The 18,753-nt window shown below is 35.4% G+C and carries 21 protein-coding genes; 8 read left to right on the top strand and 13 right to left on the bottom strand.

What is annotated here, in order from left to right; all coding sequences use genetic code 11:
* Positions 1 to 236: 236 nt before the first annotated feature.
* Positions 237 to 3,317, bottom strand: a complete 3,081-nt coding sequence (locus tag MKY60_RS00700) for an SMC family ATPase (protein WP_340928218.1) — start codon at positions 3,315 to 3,317, stop codon at positions 237 to 239.
* The gene (locus MKY60_RS00695) at positions 3,314 to 4,477 is read right to left on the bottom strand and encodes an exonuclease SbcCD subunit D (RefSeq protein WP_340928216.1); all 1,164 of its coding nucleotides are present in this window, start codon (positions 4,475 to 4,477) and stop codon (positions 3,314 to 3,316) included. Before MKY60_RS00695 ends, MKY60_RS00700 begins: the two co-directional genes overlap by 4 nt.
* A 132-nt stretch (positions 4,478 to 4,609) precedes the next feature.
* On the opposite strand from MKY60_RS00695, the gene putP reads away from it, so the two are divergent.
* Positions 4,610 to 6,097 (top strand): sodium/proline symporter PutP, encoded by a 1,488-nt coding sequence (putP, locus tag MKY60_RS00690; RefSeq protein ID WP_340928215.1) that lies wholly within the window; start codon positions 4,610 to 4,612, stop codon positions 6,095 to 6,097.
* Positions 6,098 to 6,273: 176 nt separating this feature from the next.
* On the opposite strand, the gene MKY60_RS00685 is transcribed toward putP, so the two are convergent.
* The 6 genes from MKY60_RS00685 to MKY60_RS00660 all read right to left on the bottom strand — a co-directional run bounded on the left by MKY60_RS00685 (position 6,274) and on the right by MKY60_RS00660 (position 8,533).
* Positions 6,274 to 6,462: a helix-turn-helix transcriptional regulator gene (locus MKY60_RS00685; RefSeq protein ID WP_340878709.1), complete on the bottom strand. Its 189-nt coding sequence runs from the start codon at positions 6,460 to 6,462 to the stop codon at positions 6,274 to 6,276.
* Positions 6,463 to 6,529: 67 nt separating this feature from the next.
* The gene (locus MKY60_RS00680) at positions 6,530 to 6,796 is read right to left on the bottom strand and encodes a hypothetical protein (RefSeq protein WP_340878708.1); all 267 of its coding nucleotides are present in this window, start codon (positions 6,794 to 6,796) and stop codon (positions 6,530 to 6,532) included.
* Between the two features lie 13 nt (positions 6,797 to 6,809).
* Positions 6,810 to 7,217 carry a M15 family metallopeptidase gene (locus tag MKY60_RS00675; protein ID WP_340931052.1) on the bottom strand — a complete coding sequence of 136 codons (408 nt, stop codon included), beginning with the start codon at positions 7,215 to 7,217 and terminating at the stop codon, positions 6,810 to 6,812.
* Between the two features lie 116 nt (positions 7,218 to 7,333).
* Positions 7,334 to 7,612: a phage holin gene (locus MKY60_RS00670; RefSeq protein WP_340878707.1), complete on the bottom strand. Its 279-nt coding sequence runs from the start codon at positions 7,610 to 7,612 to the stop codon at positions 7,334 to 7,336.
* Positions 7,609 to 8,154 (bottom strand): phage holin family protein, encoded by a 546-nt coding sequence (locus MKY60_RS00665; RefSeq protein ID WP_340878706.1) that lies wholly within the window; start codon positions 8,152 to 8,154, stop codon positions 7,609 to 7,611. Before MKY60_RS00665 ends, MKY60_RS00670 begins: the two co-directional genes overlap by 4 nt.
* Positions 8,155 to 8,245: 91 nt before the next feature.
* On the bottom strand, positions 8,246 to 8,533 hold the full coding sequence (locus MKY60_RS00660) for a hypothetical protein (RefSeq protein ID WP_340878705.1): 288 nt from the start codon (positions 8,531 to 8,533) through the stop codon (positions 8,246 to 8,248).
* A 280-nt stretch (positions 8,534 to 8,813) separates the two neighbouring features.
* Here MKY60_RS00660 and MKY60_RS00655 point away from each other — a divergent pair.
* Positions 8,814 to 10,162 (top strand): IS3 family transposase gene (locus MKY60_RS00655; RefSeq protein WP_340878759.1). Its coding sequence is split into 2 segments (ribosomal slippage): positions 8,814 to 9,267 and positions 9,267 to 10,162, totalling 1,350 coding nucleotides; the frame shifts between segments, so codons are not numbered across the junction.
* Positions 10,163 to 10,268: 106 nt separating this feature from the next.
* On the opposite strand, the gene MKY60_RS00650 is transcribed toward MKY60_RS00655, so the two are convergent.
* From MKY60_RS00650 to MKY60_RS00630, 5 genes are all read right to left on the bottom strand, one after another.
* Positions 10,269 to 10,922, bottom strand: coding sequence for a hypothetical protein (locus MKY60_RS00650; RefSeq protein WP_340878704.1), 654 nt, complete (start codon positions 10,920 to 10,922; stop codon positions 10,269 to 10,271).
* A 36-nt stretch (positions 10,923 to 10,958) separates the two neighbouring features.
* On the bottom strand, positions 10,959 to 11,462 hold the full coding sequence (locus tag MKY60_RS00645) for a zinc-dependent metalloprotease family protein (RefSeq protein WP_340878703.1): 504 nt from the start codon (positions 11,460 to 11,462) through the stop codon (positions 10,959 to 10,961).
* Between the two features lie 448 nt (positions 11,463 to 11,910).
* Positions 11,911 to 12,279 carry a hypothetical protein gene (locus MKY60_RS00640; protein ID WP_340878702.1) on the bottom strand — a complete coding sequence of 123 codons (369 nt, stop codon included), beginning with the start codon at positions 12,277 to 12,279 and terminating at the stop codon, positions 11,911 to 11,913.
* An 86-nt stretch (positions 12,280 to 12,365) separates the two neighbouring features.
* Positions 12,366 to 12,488 (bottom strand): CD1375 family protein, encoded by a 123-nt coding sequence (locus MKY60_RS00635; RefSeq protein ID WP_340878701.1) that lies wholly within the window; start codon positions 12,486 to 12,488, stop codon positions 12,366 to 12,368.
* The gene (locus MKY60_RS00630; protein ID WP_340928214.1) at positions 12,488 to 12,784 is read right to left on the bottom strand and encodes a hypothetical protein; all 297 of its coding nucleotides are present in this window, start codon (positions 12,782 to 12,784) and stop codon (positions 12,488 to 12,490) included. Before MKY60_RS00630 ends, MKY60_RS00635 begins: the two co-directional genes overlap by 1 nt.
* A 123-nt stretch (positions 12,785 to 12,907) precedes the next feature.
* Here MKY60_RS00630 and MKY60_RS00625 point away from each other — a divergent pair, with 123 nt between their 5' ends.
* From MKY60_RS00625 to MKY60_RS00600, 6 genes are all read left to right on the top strand, one after another.
* Positions 12,908 to 14,074: a tyrosine-type recombinase/integrase gene (locus tag MKY60_RS00625; protein ID WP_340878699.1), complete on the top strand. Its 1,167-nt coding sequence runs from the start codon at positions 12,908 to 12,910 to the stop codon at positions 14,072 to 14,074.
* 368 nt (positions 14,075 to 14,442) lie between these two features.
* The gene (locus tag MKY60_RS00620; protein ID WP_093495406.1) at positions 14,443 to 15,495 is read left to right on the top strand and encodes a fatty acid desaturase; all 1,053 of its coding nucleotides are present in this window, start codon (positions 14,443 to 14,445) and stop codon (positions 15,493 to 15,495) included.
* An 86-nt stretch (positions 15,496 to 15,581) separates the two neighbouring features.
* Positions 15,582 to 16,712: a sensor histidine kinase gene (locus tag MKY60_RS00615; protein ID WP_093495407.1), complete on the top strand. Its 1,131-nt coding sequence runs from the start codon at positions 15,582 to 15,584 to the stop codon at positions 16,710 to 16,712.
* Between the two features lie 5 nt (positions 16,713 to 16,717).
* Positions 16,718 to 17,317, top strand: a complete 600-nt coding sequence (locus tag MKY60_RS00610; RefSeq protein ID WP_090570579.1) for a response regulator transcription factor — start codon at positions 16,718 to 16,720, stop codon at positions 17,315 to 17,317.
* Positions 17,318 to 17,422: 105 nt separating this feature from the next.
* Positions 17,423 to 17,953, top strand: coding sequence for an RNA polymerase sigma factor (locus tag MKY60_RS00605; RefSeq protein ID WP_340878698.1), 531 nt, complete (start codon positions 17,423 to 17,425; stop codon positions 17,951 to 17,953).
* Positions 17,953 to 18,693 carry a hypothetical protein gene (locus tag MKY60_RS00600; protein WP_241600365.1) on the top strand — a complete coding sequence of 247 codons (741 nt, stop codon included), beginning with the start codon at positions 17,953 to 17,955 and terminating at the stop codon, positions 18,691 to 18,693. Before MKY60_RS00605 ends, MKY60_RS00600 begins: the two co-directional genes overlap by 1 nt.
* The last annotated feature ends 60 nt before the right edge of the window (positions 18,694 to 18,753 follow it).

Below are 18,753 nucleotides of genomic sequence, written 5' to 3'. Positions count from 1 at the left end.
AATCCGAACAACGCTGATTTCCGCTCTAGGCGGACGCTTTTCGCGGGCACGGCTTCAATCTCCTCGTCACTACGAAAACATATGCTCATGCGGGGCTTTCAGCTCGTTTACTGTTCCCGCTGGATTCGCCGCCTACCACTCCAATCAACGGGACCGCTTCTATAAAAAGAATATTAAATTACGATATTAAGTAAACACTCGTAATTTTAAATAAAACAAGTAATTATGAAATTGACTCATTTAAAAACAAATTTTGTTCGACTATAGCCTTCTTTTTGTTTCTCAACTTCTAAAATGGCTGGAATAGCTGCTTTTAGCTCTGCCACATGGGAGATGACACCAATCATACGACCAGACTTTTGTAAGTCGATCAATGTATCAATTGCTTTGTTTAGAGACTCTTCATCGAGAGATCCGAAGCCTTCATCAATGAACATTGTCTCGATACGTATATTCCCTTGGAAGCTTTGGATGACATCTGCCATTCCAAGTGCAAGACATAATGAGGCATTAAACTTCTCGCCGCCTGACAGTGTTTTTACGTCTCGTTTTTGACCCGTATATGCATCATATACATCTAACCCCAGACCACTTTGTTTCCCATGCGTTTCTTGTCTGTCACTTCGTAGCAATTGGAATTGACCACTCGACATATGTTTTAATCGTTCGTTTGCAGCTTGAATAATTTGCTCCAAATACTCAATTTGCACATATCGTTCAAATGATATTTTCAGCTGATTATGTCCTCTCAATATGTCATAAAGGTCCATAATTCGATGAACTTGTCCCTCCAATAGTGTGATTCTTTCACTAGTTGAGGTAATCTTTTCTTCTATTTCTCTTCCTGCTTTTTCATATTCCTTTGTACTATTACATTCTGCTAAAGCTTGCTCATATACTTCTTTTAACTGATGCAACTCTTCCTCGAGAGGTCCCAGATCCACTCTTGTTTTGTTTTCAAGTTGGACTTTTCCTTCTCTTACTTGTTCCGTTACTGTATGAAGCTGTTGTCTATACTCATTACATTGAATTTTCAAGAATGACCGATCCGATTCAGGTAGCTTCGCAGACATATATGCTTCCACAGTTTCAAAGGATGCTTTGTTTAAAGCTTTATAAAACTGCTCTTGAGCTTTTTCTCGTTTTAGTTCAGTTTCTTGTAAAGACACTTTTGAATGCTCAAGTACCAACTGGGCTTTTGTATTTAATTCTTGGGCAATTTTCATCTTGTTTTGTGCTTCTTCCCACGCTTGCTCGTATAGATCTTTTTGTTTCTTCGCCTGAGTGATTTCTATTTTTAAATGCTGTAGGGTTGGTATATAGCTAGGTATTGTATCTAACTTTGATGCATACACAGCTTTTGCTTGCTTTGCTTGGCTACACTTCTCTCTGTATAATGTATCGACATCTAGCTTTTCCTGTTCTAGCTTTTCAACTTTGGCTAAAGAAACTTTATAAGATTGTTTCAATGAAGACAGTGTTTCTTTTTCTAGACGAAGTTGTTGAACTTCTCTTTGCATATCTAGTAGATCCGTTTCTACCTGCTCCACTAATCCAGCATCTACTTCATATTCCTCTAACTGAACGAGTACTTTTTGTATTTGCGCTTCCGCTGTCTCTTTTTTTGCTTTATAGGTTAATAGTGTAGATTCTTCCTTATTAAGTGTTGCCTTCGCTAAGCGAAGCTCACTTTCTTCTACCTTACGCTCTCCTGTAGCAACATGTGAATCTATATGATTCTTACTTCCACATACTGGACAGGGTTCTCCCATTACTAGCTTAGATGCTAGTATACTTGCCTGACTTCCTATCCATTTTTGTTCAATGACATCATATGTTTCTTTACATTGCTCGAACTTGTTTTGCTGTTTTATTTCCTCCGTAATAAGTATATTTAGTTGCTGATCAACCACCTTATATTCCTGCAGCTTACTGTGCTGTGTTTGTAGCAAAGCAAGCTGTTGCCCTTTGTTGTCTAAAGATTCAACACGTTCTTCTAACATCTCTATTTGATGCTTTTGCTGCTTACTAGATTCTTTTTGACCTTGAAGACTTGCAGTAATTATCTCAAGCTGTTGTTCCAACTGTTCGTTATTTTTATCTAAACTTAAAAGCTCAGTTTTTTTAATCTCTAAGTCTTCAAATATAGGTAATAATCCGCTTAAGTGAATAACTGTCTCTATACTTTTGTCACGAATTTCCTTATTTTTAGATTCTTTTATAAAGATAGCTTCTACTTGCTGCAATTTGTCTTCTGCAGCAACCTTTTCTATTTTCGATTTCTCAAATAAATTCTGTTTCCCTTTTACATCTAGCTCAAGCTCATTAAAATAACTTTCGACGGGCTCTATATTGCTTGCAAGGTCAGCAAAATCTAATTGTTGCTGTTTCTGTATGAATTCTTCTTTACGTGCCTCCAGGTCTGCTAGCTGCTGCACCTTTGCTTCTAACTCATTGAAGCGGTCATTTACCATCTTAGATTCATGGTAAGACTTTTGTTTGTTTATATGTTTTTCATACGCTTCTTCACACTTACGTTCGTCTAGTGTGATTTTCTGTTCATAAAAGTTAGTCTCTTCTTTTAATGCTTCCACTAATTGAAAAATATTAAAGTTATCTTCTTCTATTATTTGAAAAAGATTTGACTCTCGCTTTGGAAATGAAGCAATAATTTTTTCCGTGAAATTTTCCTGCGTTAATTGTTCTGATTTAAGTTCCGCCTCTGCAACTACCTTTTTCTCTTTTAGCTTTTCATGAATCATTTTGTATGGTTCTGTTTTAAAAATCTTGCGTAATATTGCTTCTTTGTTTTCTGTCGTAGAGGTTAATAGTTTTCTAAATTCGCCCTGGGGTAACATGACAATCTGACTGAACTGATCTAAAGTCAATCCAATGGTTTCTTCTACCTTTTTATTAATCTCCGATACGATCTGTCGTTCTACAGCTGGTATTTCTCTTGTTCCTTGTATCTCAAAAAATTCGTATCTTTCACCTGTTGCACTTTTATTGCCTGTTTTCACATGAGGTAGCTGTCGCAAAATACGGTAACGTCGATTATGAATCTCAAAAATCAACTCAACAGAAGTATGTGTATCGTCTGTTGCGAAATCGCTTCGCATCATTTTCGTATCGCGGCGATCCTCTCCGCTTCCTGCACCATAAAGTGCGAAACAAATCCCATCAAATATAGTTGTTTTTCCAGCCCCAGTTGCTCCAGAAATCACAAAAAGCTGATTTTCATTTAGCTCTGTAAAATCAATCGTTTCGGTAAGTTTGTATGGTCCAAAGGCACTCATTTTCAGTTGAATTGGTTTCAATTAATTTTTCCTCCTTCCCGCTCTTCCTGTGCTAATAAAGTTAATACTTCTTTAAAAATTTGTTCAGTTTCTTCAGACGCTTCTTTTCCACTGACCTCGGTGTAAAACGAACGAAATAATGTGAATTCATCCTTTTTCGTCCTTCCAACTTCTTGTTCTTTTGACAAACCCATTAATTGGAAATCTTTTCGTTCCACATGCATGGCGTTAGGATAGACTGTTCGTATTTGCTCCATCGGAGATAGAATTGGCGTATCGTCTAATAGTTTTACAAACACATAGTCTTCACTAACTGTTTGTTTTAAAATATCCTGCAGGAATCCCTCTACTGTCCGCATATCCCTAGTAGGTTTAAGTAGTCGTTTTTCCACAGTCGTTTTTCCTTTTTCATCTATCTCCACGATCAAAAAGCCTTTTTTATGGTGTTCCTCCGAAATTGAATATTTCAACGGGGAACCCGAATATCGAATTGTTTCATTTAATACGTAGTGAGCTTGGTGTAAATGTCCTAGAGCTGTGTAATGAAAAGGTTCGAATAAATTTGCATCTACATATTCTGCTCCACCTATAGCTAAAGGTCGTTCAGAATCACTTGTATTTTCCTCTTCTTGACCATGAGGAGTCACGAATGCATGTCCTATAAACACATGCCTTTTCGTTTTGTCCATTGTCTCTTCTATTGATTCTATTATTTTTTTCATGGCCTGGTTATGTGTAATAATTGTCTCTTCTTCCAATAGGTATCGAACTTGCGAAGGATCTGCGTATGGTACAAGGTGGAAATGCACTTCTCCGTATGTATCATTTAAAATGATAGTCTGCATATTTCGACTTAATTGACCCACAATATGTAAGCCTGTTTCTTTCATGAGCTTACTACCAAAGTTCAAGCGACCAGGACTATCATGATTTCCTGCAATCGTTAATAAGGGGGTTTTGCGTTTTAACACAATCTCTGCAAACATTTCATCTAGTAGATGCACTGCTTCCGTTGGGGGGACAGCTCGATCGTATAAATCCCCCGCAATAATCACTGCATCTGGTTTTTCAATATCGATTGCTTCGAGAAATTGTTGTAATACAATGCGTTGATCGTTGGTCATATATACACCTTGCACTAATTTACCAAGATGCCAATCTGCTGTATGGAAAAATTTCAAAGATATACACTCCTTTTTTAAATAGGCTTATTTCATCATTCTAAATTAATAGTAAATTGTGGGTATTGCAAAATATTTAATGCACCTTAAATCTTACCGTGTTATGATAACAATCGGGAGGAGGATGTTAACATGTCTACAGAAACTTATCAACTCGCGGCCATTATTACCTATATGATCGCTATGTTAGCAATTGGCTGGTACTCTTACAAAAAGACTGCCAATTTAACGGATTACATGCTCGGCGGACGCTCACTAGGTCCTGCTGTTACTGCACTTAGTGCGGGAGCTGCAGATATGTCTGGTTGGTTACTAATGGGTTTACCTGGTGCAATTTACTTATCAGGTATGGGTGAAGCTTGGATTGCAATAGGTCTTACAATAGGTGCCTATCTTAACTGGCTTTATGTAGCACCAAGACTTCGTGTATATACAGAAGTATCAAGCAATTCTATTACAATTCCTAGTTATTTAGAAAGTCGTTTAAAGCAATCATCTCGTTTATTACGTGTAGCATCTGGTTTAATTATTTTACTATTTTTCACGTTTTATGTATCCTCTGGAATGGTAGCAGGAGGAGTTTTCTTTGAAAGCTCATTCGGTTTAGACTATCATACAGGACTTTTAGTTGTATCTGCAGTAGTTGTAGCTTATACATTATTTGGAGGATTCCTTGCTGTTAGTTATACAGATTTCCTTCAAGGGCTGCTTATGTTCCTTGCATTAATATGTGTACCAATCTTTGGTGTATTTATGACTGGTGGAATTGGTGAAACAGTGGAATCTATTAAAGCTGTGAACCCAACTCATTTAAGTTTAATCGCTGGTACTACAGCTGCTGGCATTATTTCCTCTATAGCTTGGGGACTTGGTTACTTTGGTCAACCACATATTATCGTTCGCTTTATGGCTATTAGTTCTGTTAAAGAAACTAAACAAGCTCGTAGAATCGGTATTGGTTGGATGATTTTAAGTCTTGTAGGTGCAATTTCAACAGCTCTAGTAGGGGTTGCGTATTACCAACAAAATCCGGATTTAGAACTATCAAGTCCTGAAGCAATATTCATCGCACTAGGACAAGTAGTTTTCCATCCATTTATAGCTGGTTTAGTATTAGCTGCAGTTTTAGCTGCTATTATGAGTACAATTTCTTCTCAGTTAATCGTTACTTCTTCCGCATTAATAGAAGATTTATACAAAGCAATTATTAAAACAGATGCATCTGACAGAACGTACGTCAACTATGGTCGTATCGCTGTATTAGTTGTTTCCATTGCAGCTGCAATTCTTGCTTGGGAACAAAATGAAACAATCTTAGGTCTTGTAGCATTTGCATGGGCAGGCTTTGGTGCAGCATTTGGTCCAGTTATCTTACTAACACTTTACTGGAGAAAAATTACTTCAGCTGGTGCATTAGCAAGTATGGTCGTAGGTGCTGTAGTTGTTGTAGTCTGGGGAACAAATGATGCACTTTCTGGAGCATTATATGAAATCGTCCCTGGTTTTGTACTTGCATTAATCGTTGCAGTTGTAGTCAGCTTAATGACATACAAGCCGAATGCGGAGATTGAAAAAGAATTTGATGAAACATTACGTTTGTTGAAGTCGAGTAAAGAATAAGTTAATCAACATCAAAAGCCAGTAATAGTGCGAATTTGTAAAAGTCACCAACACAATGTAGTTCAATGAATACTTAGTGTTTGGTATTCAAATGGTATTCAATAACTGGGCAAGGGTAATTATTTTATATGTATGCAGCATCTCTATTTTAGAGGTGCTGTTTTTTATATTGATGTTTAAATTTTACTATCCACAGATAGCCACTTATCAATAGCATCTAAATCAAAAATCAGTACTCGACTACTAACACGAATATAAGGAATTTCATTTGTTCTAATTAATTTATCAACTGTGGATCTACTCATTGGACAATTGATTGATTGAAGATATTCTAGTAAAGCTCCTACAGTTCGGATTCTTCTCATGGATTACACCCCCGTTAATATAAGTAGTACTATGATAAAACCGCCTGTCAACGTAGTTTATTTTTGATTACCACTCGTCCATTATTTCTTGCATTACCTTTAAGCTCGGTTCATAGAACCAAAATCGTTTTCCTTTTTCTTTGCGACGTTCTAATAATTTCATTCGAGAATCATGTAGAAATTCTTGTTCATGAAATGTTCTGCTCATACAAGTTCTTTTAGCTATTTCTATAATGTCCCAAGTGAATAAAGTTTGTCGCAAAGATTCATCTAATTTTTCATTAATGTAGTTTCGAATTTCATCTTGCTCCACATTAACTTCTATATTTATCAATTTTCATCACCTCCTATACTAATAATTCTAGTTTGTGTAATATTTTTCCTCTTGGAAATGTTGGACGTTTACCAGCTTTCAATTGAGCGATAGACAATCCCTTGGTAAATTGCAAATGAGGATAGTCTCTAAAACTTGTCCAATCTCCACCCCACTCAAATCCCATAGATTTAGCGATAGCTCCTACCCGTTTCCATTTATCATTGACCGTCCACAATGATTGATTACCGTCGTCACTAACTAAAAAATAATCGATAGCTAGACCATAATTGTGAACGGACGTACCAGGTTTAGCTTTTGATACGATAGATCCACTAGAACCATATTTTTTATTGTTCCAAGTATACGAAGGTCTACCTTGACCATAGATATAGGCTTGTTCCTCATTTGAACGGAATCCAGATGATATTTGAACTAATATACCCTCGTTATAACATCAAGTGAGTAACTCTACAGTGTATTCTTTTAAAGAAGGATGAACATCTCCTAAACGTTTAACAGAACGATCTACAAGAATTTTTTAATGATACAGTCATATTATTTCACCTCTTTAGGTTTGTCATATCGCATTACCTGTTGAGAATCCGAATGACTTCGAGTCGTCGGATCTGTAACAGCATTATATCCTGCATAAATCATAGTCCCCAGTAAAACTGGATTTGAATATGCTTGCACAAATAAATCACCTAATGTCGCCCAAGTAGTAATGTCGGCAAGACTTAAACCTGTGTAAATTAATACTGGCGACAGTATTGCAGACACTAATTGAAATAAAAATACAGGGTTCTTAAAACGTACTTTCCAGTTGATTTTCATTGTGTTTCCTCCTTAGTGTCTGTTTCTTTCTTTAGTATTTCACTTTGTAAAATTTCATTTTCCTTAAGCAATGTGAGTTTATCCAAACGAGCCAATTCAGGATGGCGATCAATACTTATTTCTTTTCCAGTAGGCGCCTTATGAAGTTTTTCTAAAGCATTATAAAGGATTGGTGGAATAGGTAACCCGATTTGTGCGGTATTCTCCAATATCGATATGCATTCATTGACAATGAAAAAACTTGTCACTCCAAGAATTACAAGCCCCTTGCTGTCTTGTCCTGCAGACAAAGCTACATATTCTACAGCTCCAGCCATACCTATAAGGACGAATATGGCTACTTTTTTTATAACACCAGACATTCCCACCATACTGTTCCAACTCTCAGTCATAAAAGACCTCATGACACCTGTTACCATATCTAATAACATTAGAAAAACGAGTACCACAATGGCCTCGTTTACGATTTGTAGCATATACATACCGAAGCTTGCAATTAATGCTCCAATAGATTTAAATCCAGTTATCTGCAAACGTGTCACCCGCTTTCTCTCCTTCCATCATCCTCAGTCCCCCTTCAGATTATGGATAAATAAATAAAAGAGCACCCAATTGGATGCCCTTCAGTGTTGATTATTTTTTAACCATAGATAATATTTTATCTAAAACCTCTATTTTGAATGAAGCATGAGGAACTATTTGTGCTATTTCTCCTTTATATGGGTCACTATGGTTATATGCTGAAACTGTCACTCCACTATTATGCCTCAAGTAATTCATATCCACTTGATCATTTTCAAGTTCGGTGCAAATAGTACGATAAACTACATTTCTTTGCTCAACACTATCAAAACTGTATGATAAGTGTTTGCTCTGTTCACCATCTGCATATTCAATGTTAATCTGATACTCTACTCTCATAGCAGTCACTCCCCTTTTATTCACAATTCGACAAAAGAGGAAGGGAATCCTGCCTAGATATTTAACAATCGTTACGACACATAATGTTCCTAATGCTTAGTAACAATAGCTTTGCCTCAGTGAGACATTTACCGTTGACACTTACCCTCAAGCTGATTATCATTTTTAGGTCCAATGTAAAGCATTATTTACAACTCGAAGTCAAAGAAAAAAAAGAGGGTAGCTATGAAGTGCACCCCAATTGTTAGACACAATCTAACAATTGGAGGTGTATTTTTTTATGTCTAAATTTACATTTGAAGAAAAATTATTTGCAGTACAGAGCTATTTGAACAACGAAGGTGGATATAAGACAATTGCCAAACAAATTGGCACGGTTCAATCAACAGTAGTTAAGTGGGTGATGCTCTACAAGCAACATGGGATAGATGGGCTTATGAAAAGCTATACAAATTATAGTGCAGAGTTTAAACTAAACGTACTAAATTATATGAACGAACATAGGACGTCTTTGTATGAAACTGCTGCCATTTTTAAAATCCTTTCTCCTTATACGATTACAAAATGGAAAAACACACTCGAAAAAGCTGGAGTAGACGCCCTAGAATCAAAAACAAAGGGGCGTCCATCTATGAAAAAAGAAACAAAGAAAGCAACACCAACTGAAGGGTCATTTGAAGCATTACAAGCAGAAAACGAGCGTTTACGCATGGAGAATGCCTATTTAAAAAAGCTGAACGCCTTAGTTCAGGAAAAGGATGCACTACAACGAAAGACAAAGCGCAAGTAGTGTATGAACTAAGGGAAGAATTCGCTGTTAAAAAGCTAATCAAAGTTGCGGGGATAGCACGTAGTACCTACTATTACTGGATAAATACCTTTGGGCGTGGAGATAAGTATGAGGAAGTAAAATCAGTTATCTCTTCGATTTTCCACGAACATAAAGGTAGATACGGATACCGTCGTATTACATTCGAACTGCGCAATCGTGGATATCAAATCAATCACAAAACGGTTCTTCGCTTAATGAAGCAGCTTGGTTTAAAATGCCTTGTGCGCATGAAGAAATATCGTTCGTACAAAGGGCCTGTCGGAAAAATTGCGCCTAATATCTTAAAGCGTGATTTTGTAGCAACGAAGCCGAACGAGAAATGGGTAACGGATGTGACTGAATTTCATTTATTTGGTGAAAAACTCTATCTCTCGCCCATACTTGATTTATTCAATGGCGAAATTATTGCATATAACCTAGAGTCACGACCAGTATATCCACTCGTTTCGAAGATGTTAGACCAAGCTTTGATGCGTTTATACGATGGAGACGCTCCAATTCTCCACTCAGATCAAGGATGGCATTACCAAATGAAACAGTATTCTAAAAGTTTAAAAGCACATGGGATCACGCAAAGTATGTCCCGTAAGGGAAATTGTCTTGATAATGCGGTAATTGAAAACTTCTTTGGGTTACTAAAATCCGAATTACTTTACCTACAAGAGTTTGAAAGTATGGCTCACTTCAAGCAAGAGCTTGAACAATATATTGATTACTATAATCACAAACGAATCAAGACAAAATTAAAAGGTCTGAGCCCGGTACAATACCGGACTCAGACCATAGAAGCGGCTTAACTAAATAAAGTGTCTAACTTTTCGGGTTCACTTCACTATTGCTACTCTCTTTAGTCAGATTACCCTATATTTTCAATACTCATTACTTTAACAAAATGCAAGAAAGTTATTCTAAGCTTGAAGCATATTTTTTTAATGCTTCTTCTCTAATAGAATCTTGTTGAGCCATTCTTGACAATACTTCTTTTGCATAATCAGATTTTGCTTTTTGTAAAGAATTCTTTAAAACGCTAGTTTCATCTTGTAAAGGAACTTTCCCATAATTAACACCCGTCACTAGATAATATGGATCTGTTTCCGATTGTCTTAAAAACAATAAATATTCATTATCTGTTTTCATCAATTCATATCCAGCAATATTATAAGTTACATCCTCTTTTTCATTATATGCTTCATTTTCCAGAATTGTAATTTCTGTTCCTGGGGTAACCGAATTTCCACTTATAACTTTCTCAATTGAAAAATTAGACAGAGTATAAGCTATATCAATTCGACCTTCTTGACTATATTTAATTGTCGGCTCTTCTTGCTTAACCTTTTTACCAATAACAATAATATCTGTTTGACTTTCAACAGTATTTAAATCAGGAAATTCATCCATTTTTGCATCTAAGATTAAGTTCCCATCAAATAAATGATCTGCCATACCATTATCAAATTGTTCATCACTATTAGCCGATTTTTCCTCCTTGTTATCAAAAATTAAAAATCCAACTAAAAAAACACATAACACCCCTGTTATAGCAAGTATTTTTTTCACAATCATGCACCACCTTTTCTATATTTATATACATAATCAATATTTAGCATTAATTCCTGCTTTATCGTCAGATAATGGAGCTGCTATATTATTAAATCCAAATTCTCTCATTACTGCATTGGCATCATTTACAGTTTGAGTATGACGCAAACCAATTGCATGACCAACTTCATGAACTACCGTTTCATTTCTGACAGCAGGAGAAGCATTTTTAAATAATCTATAATAACGAATATCACTTTCACGACTAGTATTATAATAACAAACTCCATAGGTTCCATTGTCCGTATCAACAAATCCTTGATAAATATTTACGGTACCACTGCCAGTATATTCTGAAAGAAATACTTTACCACCCGTATAAGTCCATTTTTCAGCATTCTTAAGATGAGGCAAATAAGCATTAGCTGAAGATAAATTCGTATATTGAGGGTTATAGCCAACGTTTTGATTATTAAGCACGTATGCTTTTGAATTTGTAGGATAAGTTATTATCATTGCTAATACTAAACAACAAAAAAACAGCAAACTTTTTTTCATGTAATCATCCTCCTATCTTTCCAATTTATGTATCTACTTAAAATGTAACCTCATAACCATATTGAGCAAAAGCAGATGGAGCTCCTAAGGAAAACAGTAGTACTGATATTAGTAGTAAACTTGAGAACTTTTTTTCATCGATTAGTTTTCTCCTGTATACTTTTTTGGTCGGCCAACCACCTAAATCATAACACTGTAAACTATCACAATCTATTAAATCAAGTTGTGAAAGTTACTAATAAAAACTATCTTTAAAAGGCATTTTACTTAAACAACTTTCATTTAAAACATGAAATAATAAAGAAGTAAATAAATTTTGAATTGAAGGGATAAAGTGTAAAGAATTTCTCCCCCCAATACTGCTGTCACAAAAATAACGCTAGCTTATGCTGAGTTTTATGTTACGAAGACATAAATAGAGCACCCAAATGGATGCTCCTACTTTTGTTTATTTAATTTTCTTACTCTCTTGGGTAACGACTAATGTCAGTATTAATACGACGCACATTGCAAGTATGTTTATGATAAGATAAATTTTATTCACCAGCAAAAACAAATCTATTTGTGCTATCAAAAAAGTTATTAAGCTCGTAAAAGCAATCACAATGGTAGCTTCTGTGAGTTTGCTTTGTAGTTTTTTATCTTGCGCATAACCAATAGATAATGCGCCAACACCAACAGAGATAGCAACATTTAACTGCGCTAAGGATACTAAGACACCTTTCAATTCTTCTTCAGGAATTGAAAATGCTACATAGATTCCTAACGCCACCATTACCACAACAAGGAATATAAAAATAAATTTGTTTTCTCTCATAAAAAAACTTCCTCTCCGTATTCTATGATATATACGGCAAGAGAATAGAAAAGTTTCATAATTCGACAATAAAAATAACGCTAGCTTTAAGCTGCGTTTTCATCTGCATCTAATAAAGTTTGTACGTCTGATTTCCAACGTGTTGGTACATTTTCAATCGTCCATTGTGGAGGATTTGCAGTTATGAGATTGTAGTAAATTTTAGCCATTATACTTCACCTCCTGTTACTAACATTGCTAATTCAGCTATGGCAACTTGGGTCTCCATCTTATCCTGCTCTGCAGACATGCCTAATTCTGCGACAGCTATCATTAATTCATTCAATTGATCTTCTATGGGGTTAGTTGGAGGTAATGCGTAGTCCGCTAATATTTTGTTAATATGATTTTGCGCCGATTCTTCCATTGTTGCTCCCGGATAAGGAATATTATTTGCCGGTTGTTCAATCCAAGGGACTCCATTATTAAATATAACGTACCCCACTTCTTTATGAGGAATTATCACCAGACGAAAAAACCATGCTGATATTTAATTTATTAAGTATTAGAGCGGTTAGAGAAAGTAAAAAAAATAACTAAGCACTCTCCCTTAATTGCCCTTGCCCGGACATATAAGGAGAGAAACAAAATGACTACTATAAAAAAATACACAAAAAAAGACGGATCTACCGCCTTCATGTTTAATGTCTATCTTGGTACAGATCCTCTTACTGGTAAACCTAAACGTACAACAAGACGTGGATTTTCTTCTATGAAAGAAGCGAAATTAACCCTAGCTAGGCTAGAACTAGATATTGAGGCAAATGGCTTTAAATCGAATGAAAAGATGACTTTTATAGAGGTCTATGAATTGTGGTTAGAGAACTATAGGCATACTGTGAAACTTTCGACCGTTAATACGACAGTAAATATGTTTAAAGTGGCCATACTTCCTAAGTTCGGTTCTCTTTCTATTGAAAAGATTAATACGACTTACTGTCAAAAGGTCATTAATGGATGGTCCAAGCATTATGTTAATTTCAGAACGTATTCGAGTTATGTAAAAATGGTGTTGGATCACGCAACTGTTCTAAAAATCATAGATGATAATCCAATGCGAAAAATTATCAAGCCTAAACCAGTAACAAAAGTGGACAAGGAAGAACAATTGGAGAATTTTTACGATAAGCAACAATTAGAACATTTCTTGAATACCATTAAAAAAAATGAAAACATGAAAGTATATGTTCTATTTAGATTGCTTGCTTTCACTGGAGGAAGAAAAGGTGAGGTACTAGCTTTAACGTGGGATGATATTGATTTCAAAGAAAAGACAATTCGCTTTAATAAAACACTTGCAGCAACTGAAGATTCATTAAAATACCTTCAGACTCCTAAAACTGCTCAGTCTAAACGTGTTATAAGTGTGGATGACAAAACGTTAGCAACACTTGATAAGTGGCGGAAAATGCAAACTAAATTACTTTTGACGTATGGAATTAATACATCCTTTAATCCTAATCAACCTGTTTTAACTTCCACAGATAAAAGATCTACAAACGGTTATCACGTGACCACATATCCCAACCAACAACTAAAAACTTTGATAAAGAAATATGAATTTCCGCACATTACTATCCATGGATTTAGACATACTCATGCTTCTCTTCTATTTGAAGCTGGAGCAAGTATAAAAGATGTGCAAGATCGCATTGGCCATACTGATATAAAAACGACCATGAATGTGTATACGCATGTTACTCAAAAGATGAAAGATAACACTGCTGAGAAGTTCGCTAAATACATCAATTTTTGATATTTGGTATTCAAATTGGTATTCAGTCCATTGTGGAATCTTCAATAAACATTACTGAAATTGAGTTATATCAAGGGTTTTGAATGTTATTATCACACTTGAAAAATTCTATTCGATGAAACATTACGTTTGTTGAAAAAAGATCGTTAATATGTTTATTTAAAAGCTGGCCGAACCTTTGGTCAGCTTTTTTGGCTCGAAAATTGAATAAGAAAGAATATCTAAAAAGACAATAGCCAGTTACTAAAGTAATATAACCTATATGTCCTATATGACACTTGTCATACTTATGACTTGACGTTTATGCCTACTACTAATTTTCGATTTTCCTTATTATTAAGATAATAATTCTTAATAGGAGGAATACAATGAGCAGAGAAAAAACGCTTGAATTACGTAAAAATGTAAAGCCTTTTGAAAACTCGGAGTTAAAAAAGAGTATTGTCCAACTAATTAACACTATTCCACCATTTTTAATTCTATGGTTTTTAGCATATATAAGTTTAGATGTATCTGTTTGGCTAACCGTTGCTTTATCTGTTATCGCTGCTGGGTTTGTCGTTCGTATTTTTATCATCTTTCATGATTGTACACATGGATCTTTCTTTAAAAATAAAAAAGCCAATGATATTACTGGAACTATCACAGGAATCATTACGCTCTTCGCTTATGAAAAATGGAAACGTGAGCATAATATCCACCATGCTACTAGTGGAAATTTAGATAAACGTGGAGTCGGCGATATTTGGATGATGACTGTTGAAGAATATATTGAAGCATCTCCAATGAAGCGACTTTCGTATCGACTATATAGAAATCCTATCGTTATGTTCGGTTTAGGACCGGCGTTACTTTTCTTAGTTAGCAATCGTATTAACCGTAAAGGTGCTCGTGGCAAAGAACGTAACAATACGTATCTCATTAATATTTCAGTAATTGTTATTTATGCATTAATGATTTGGTTAATCGGATGGCAGGCATTTGCGATCATTCAAGGAACTATACTCTTCGTTGCTGGTTCATTAGGAATTTGGTTATTTTATGTTCAGCATCAATTTGAGGATTCTTATTTCGAAGATGAGTCCGAGTGGGATTATGTAAAAGCTGCTATAGAGGGAAGTTCTTATTATAAGTTACCTAGGATTTTACAATGGGTAACTGGAAATATTGGATTCCACCATGTGCACCATCTAAGTCCACGTGTTCCTAACTATAACTTAGAAAAAGCTCATGATTCTACCCCTCCTTTACACAAAGCTACTACAATTAACCTACGTAAGAGTTTGGAGTCTATCCATTTCCGACTATTCGATGAAGACAATAAGAGTTTTGTGAACTTTAAACAGATAAAACACTTATTAAATAATTCTAATCGAGCTGTAAAGTTAGATTCAAAAAACTCAACCTTTGAAAGTAAGTAAAATTCTGCAAAAACCATTCCCAGAATTACCTAGGAATGGTTTTTGCATTATAATGGAGAAAAGTTTAACTAGAAGAGGTGAGATAATTGCCCAAATGGTATCAAATATTTCCCAAATATCCTTGGTTAAGTATTTATGCTTGGATTGTTTTTTGTATCTTTCCATTCTTTTTTATATTTAGATCTACGGGTCCAGTAGAGATTGTTATAGGGTTAGCACTGACGTTATTATTTTTTATTTCCTACCGCCTATCTTTTTCTACTAAAGGCTGGTTATTATATTTTTTCGTTGCTTTAGAAATCTCCATCAGTGTTTGGATGACTTATTTATATGGTTACATATACTTCTCCATTTTCTTATCCTTTTTCATTGGGAATATAAAAAGACGATTGAGCTTCTTTGTTATTTATAGTATTCATTTAGTAGCAACTATTGCGGCCGTTATTATAGGTTTTTTCATCCAAACCGACTTATTTCTCTCTCATCTACCGTTTCTTATAGTTTGTTTAATCGGAGTTATTCTGTTGCCCTTTAATACATATACACGAAATCAGCGTGAAGCACTGGAAGGTCAATTAGAAGAAGCGCAAATCAAAATTTCTCAGTATACTATAGTTGAGGAAAGAGAGCGAATTGCACGAGATTTGCATGACACACTTGGACAAAAGCTCTCCCTTATCGGGCTGAAAAGTGATTTGGCCAGCCGATTGATTGAAAAAAACCCTGAAGCTGCTAAAACTGAAATATTGGATATAAACCAGACGGCACGTTCAGTCTTAAAAGAAGTTCGAGAACTCGTAACAAATATGCGTGGAACAAAACTGGAAGAGGAACTATTCCGGATCAATCAAATCCTAAATGCCGCGCAAATAAAGTGCACCGTTACTGGCTCATCTAAATTAGTGAATACACCTCTACTAGTAGAAAATGTTCTCAGTATGTGTTTAAAAGAAGCAGTAAATAATGTAGTAAAGCATAGTGGCGCTACTTCCTGCTCAATATCCATTAAACAATCGGCGAAGGAAACATTGCTAAAGGTATATGACAATGGTAAAGGATTAGAAGAGAAAAAAAGTCTGTCAAAGGGACATGGTCTTATAGGTATTAAAGAACGACTAGAATTTGTGAATGGAACATTAGACATTCATTCAAAAAACGGTACTACATTGAATATACGTGTTCCTAACGTTATACAACAACCCAGTCAGGAGGAATAATAGACATGATACGAATTGTCATTGCAGAAGATCAGCGAATGGTACTAGGTGCTCTTGGATCGCTACTCGATCTAGAAGAGGATATGAAAGTTGTTGGAAAAGCAAATAATGGTGAAGAAGTATTGAAACTAATTGAACAATTACAACCAGACGTTTGTATTATGGATATTGAGATGCCTATCAAAACTGGATTGGATGCAGCAGAGGAACTAAAAGAAAGTGATTGTAAAGTGATTATCTTAACCACATTCGCAAGGTCTGGTTATTTTGAACGTGCACGTAAAGCGGGCGTTAATGGATACTTATTGAAGGATAGTCCAAGTGAAGAGCTAGCAAATTCTATTCGTGTAATCATGGATGGTCGTCGAATATATGCTCCTGAGCTTGTTGACATGGCTTACGAAGAGGAAAATCCACTTACAGACCGCGAAAGTCAGGTGCTGGGGTTAATCGCAAATGGAAAAAACACTAAAGAAATTGCAAGTGAGCTGTTTATCACAACTGGTACTGTCCGCAACTATATCTCCGTCATTTTAGATAAACTAGACGTTGGAAATCGAATAGAAGCTATTTCTAGATTTAAAGAAAAAGGATGGTTTAAATAATAATGGTACAAGCTTAAAGCAAATTGCTTTGAGCTTTTTTTATTTTGGACTAAACTTTTTGCCAACTCGCAGGGTATATATAGTGAAAGGAGTGAAAAAGCGTACATGAATGATGACATCTTAGAAGGAATTAGAAATGGCAGTCGTGATGCTTTTAAACAGTTCTATGATACGTATGAAAATTACGCGATTCGAACAGCAAAAGCAATTACTAGAAATGATGAACATGCAAAGGATGCCGTGCAAGAAACTTTTATAAGAGTATACCGCAATATATCTTCCTATAATTCCAGTTTATCATTTGATGCATGGTTTTATCGCATTTTAGTAAATGAGTGTTATCGTATCATAAATAAAGAGAAAAAGACCCCCTCAGTGGATACTTCTACAATGGAAGATAATGAACTACTGACTGAGCATTCGAAAGAGAATCTGTCGGACTTGTATAGCGTGATTCAAAATATGGCTGACTTATATCGTATTCCTATATTACTGAAATATATAAAAGGCTTTTCGGAAAAAGAAATTGCTGCTATTTTAAATTTGAATCATAATACTGTGAAATCCAGGCTATTTAATGGGAGAAACTTGTTAAAGACTCAATTAGAGATGATAGAAATGGAGGGAAGCCAATAATGGATCAATTTGATAAGCGAGTAAAAAAAGAGATCTTTGATCATACGGAGGAAACTTCTTCTACATTAAAGGATGAAATTTGGAACCATATAGATCAAGAGCTTTTCCAATCGAAAAGCAGAAGGGATAAAAAAGTGAAAAAGAAATCGAAGGTAATTCCAATTGTTATTGCTGCAGCTGCTGGTGTAATGATTTTGTTTAGCACACAAACGGAATCAGGCAGTGCTTTTATTAAACAAATTAAAGATATATTCGTTCCAGAAAAAGAGATTATTCAAAGTATTGAAGGAAGCGAAGAAGAAACAGATGTAAACCTGCAGGAAGGAAAAGATTCCGAGTACATTATTTATATCGATGAAGAGCGTTATAAGCTTGTGAAAGGCGAAGAATCTGATGTTATCACAACAAAAGAACCACTAGAAGAAAGGTATCCAGAAGTATCAATGGAAATAAAACAATATAAGGACGTTTCCCCTGAGACAATGATATCTGCTCTAAAAACAGAGCTTGCTTCAGAATATACTAAAGTGACGGCAGAATCTGTTACAGAACCATTAGATAGCTTTAAATTACACGGCATTAGCGGATCGGAATGGGATAGCCCTGTTACAAACGTATATGTTATTGATAATTTAAATGGCGGGAGCTTTATCATTACGGAGAAATACTTTTTAGAGGCAGCAGAAGGCCATGGTGCAAGATTCTACGCTATGCTGCAAGAGTTTGAAATAATAGAGTAAGTTTAGATTTCCTCTTCCAGGGTAAATAAAAAGTAGAGTTAATAAATTTGGAGGAGGAAT

The organism is Psychrobacillus sp. FSL K6-1415 (assembly GCF_038003185.1).
Lineage (GTDB): Bacteria > Bacillota > Bacilli > Bacillales_A > Planococcaceae > Psychrobacillus > Psychrobacillus psychrodurans.
This window is presented reverse-complemented; position numbering and strand designations above follow the sequence as displayed.

Coding starts and splice junctions, on each gene's coding strand:
- MKY60_RS00605 (WP_340878698.1), top strand. CDS start 17,423: ATGAATGATGACATCTTAGAAGGAATTAGAAATGGCAGTCGTGATGCT.
- MKY60_RS00670 (WP_340878707.1), bottom strand. CDS start 7,612: ATGAAAATCAACTGGAAAGTACGTTTTAAGAACCCTGTATTTTTATTT.
- MKY60_RS00635 (WP_340878701.1), bottom strand. CDS start 12,488: ATGGCTAAAATTTACTACAATCTCATAACTGCAAATCCTCCACAATGG.
- MKY60_RS00620 (WP_093495406.1), top strand. CDS start 14,443: ATGAGCAGAGAAAAAACGCTTGAATTACGTAAAAATGTAAAGCCTTTT.
- MKY60_RS00625 (WP_340878699.1), top strand. CDS start 12,908: ATGACTACTATAAAAAAATACACAAAAAAAGACGGATCTACCGCCTTC.
- MKY60_RS00660 (WP_340878705.1), bottom strand. CDS start 8,533: ATGAGAGTAGAGTATCAGATTAACATTGAATATGCAGATGGTGAACAG.
- MKY60_RS00600 (WP_241600365.1), top strand. CDS start 17,953: ATGGATCAATTTGATAAGCGAGTAAAAAAAGAGATCTTTGATCATACG.
- MKY60_RS00685 (WP_340878709.1), bottom strand. CDS start 6,462: ATGAGAAGAATCCGAACTGTAGGAGCTTTACTAGAATATCTTCAATCA.
- MKY60_RS00610 (WP_090570579.1), top strand. CDS start 16,718: ATGATACGAATTGTCATTGCAGAAGATCAGCGAATGGTACTAGGTGCT.
- MKY60_RS00645 (WP_340878703.1), bottom strand. CDS start 11,462: ATGAAAAAAAGTTTGCTGTTTTTTTGTTGTTTAGTATTAGCAATGATA.
- MKY60_RS00640 (WP_340878702.1), bottom strand. CDS start 12,279: ATGAGAGAAAACAAATTTATTTTTATATTCCTTGTTGTGGTAATGGTG.
- putP (WP_340928215.1), top strand. CDS start 4,610: ATGTCTACAGAAACTTATCAACTCGCGGCCATTATTACCTATATGATC.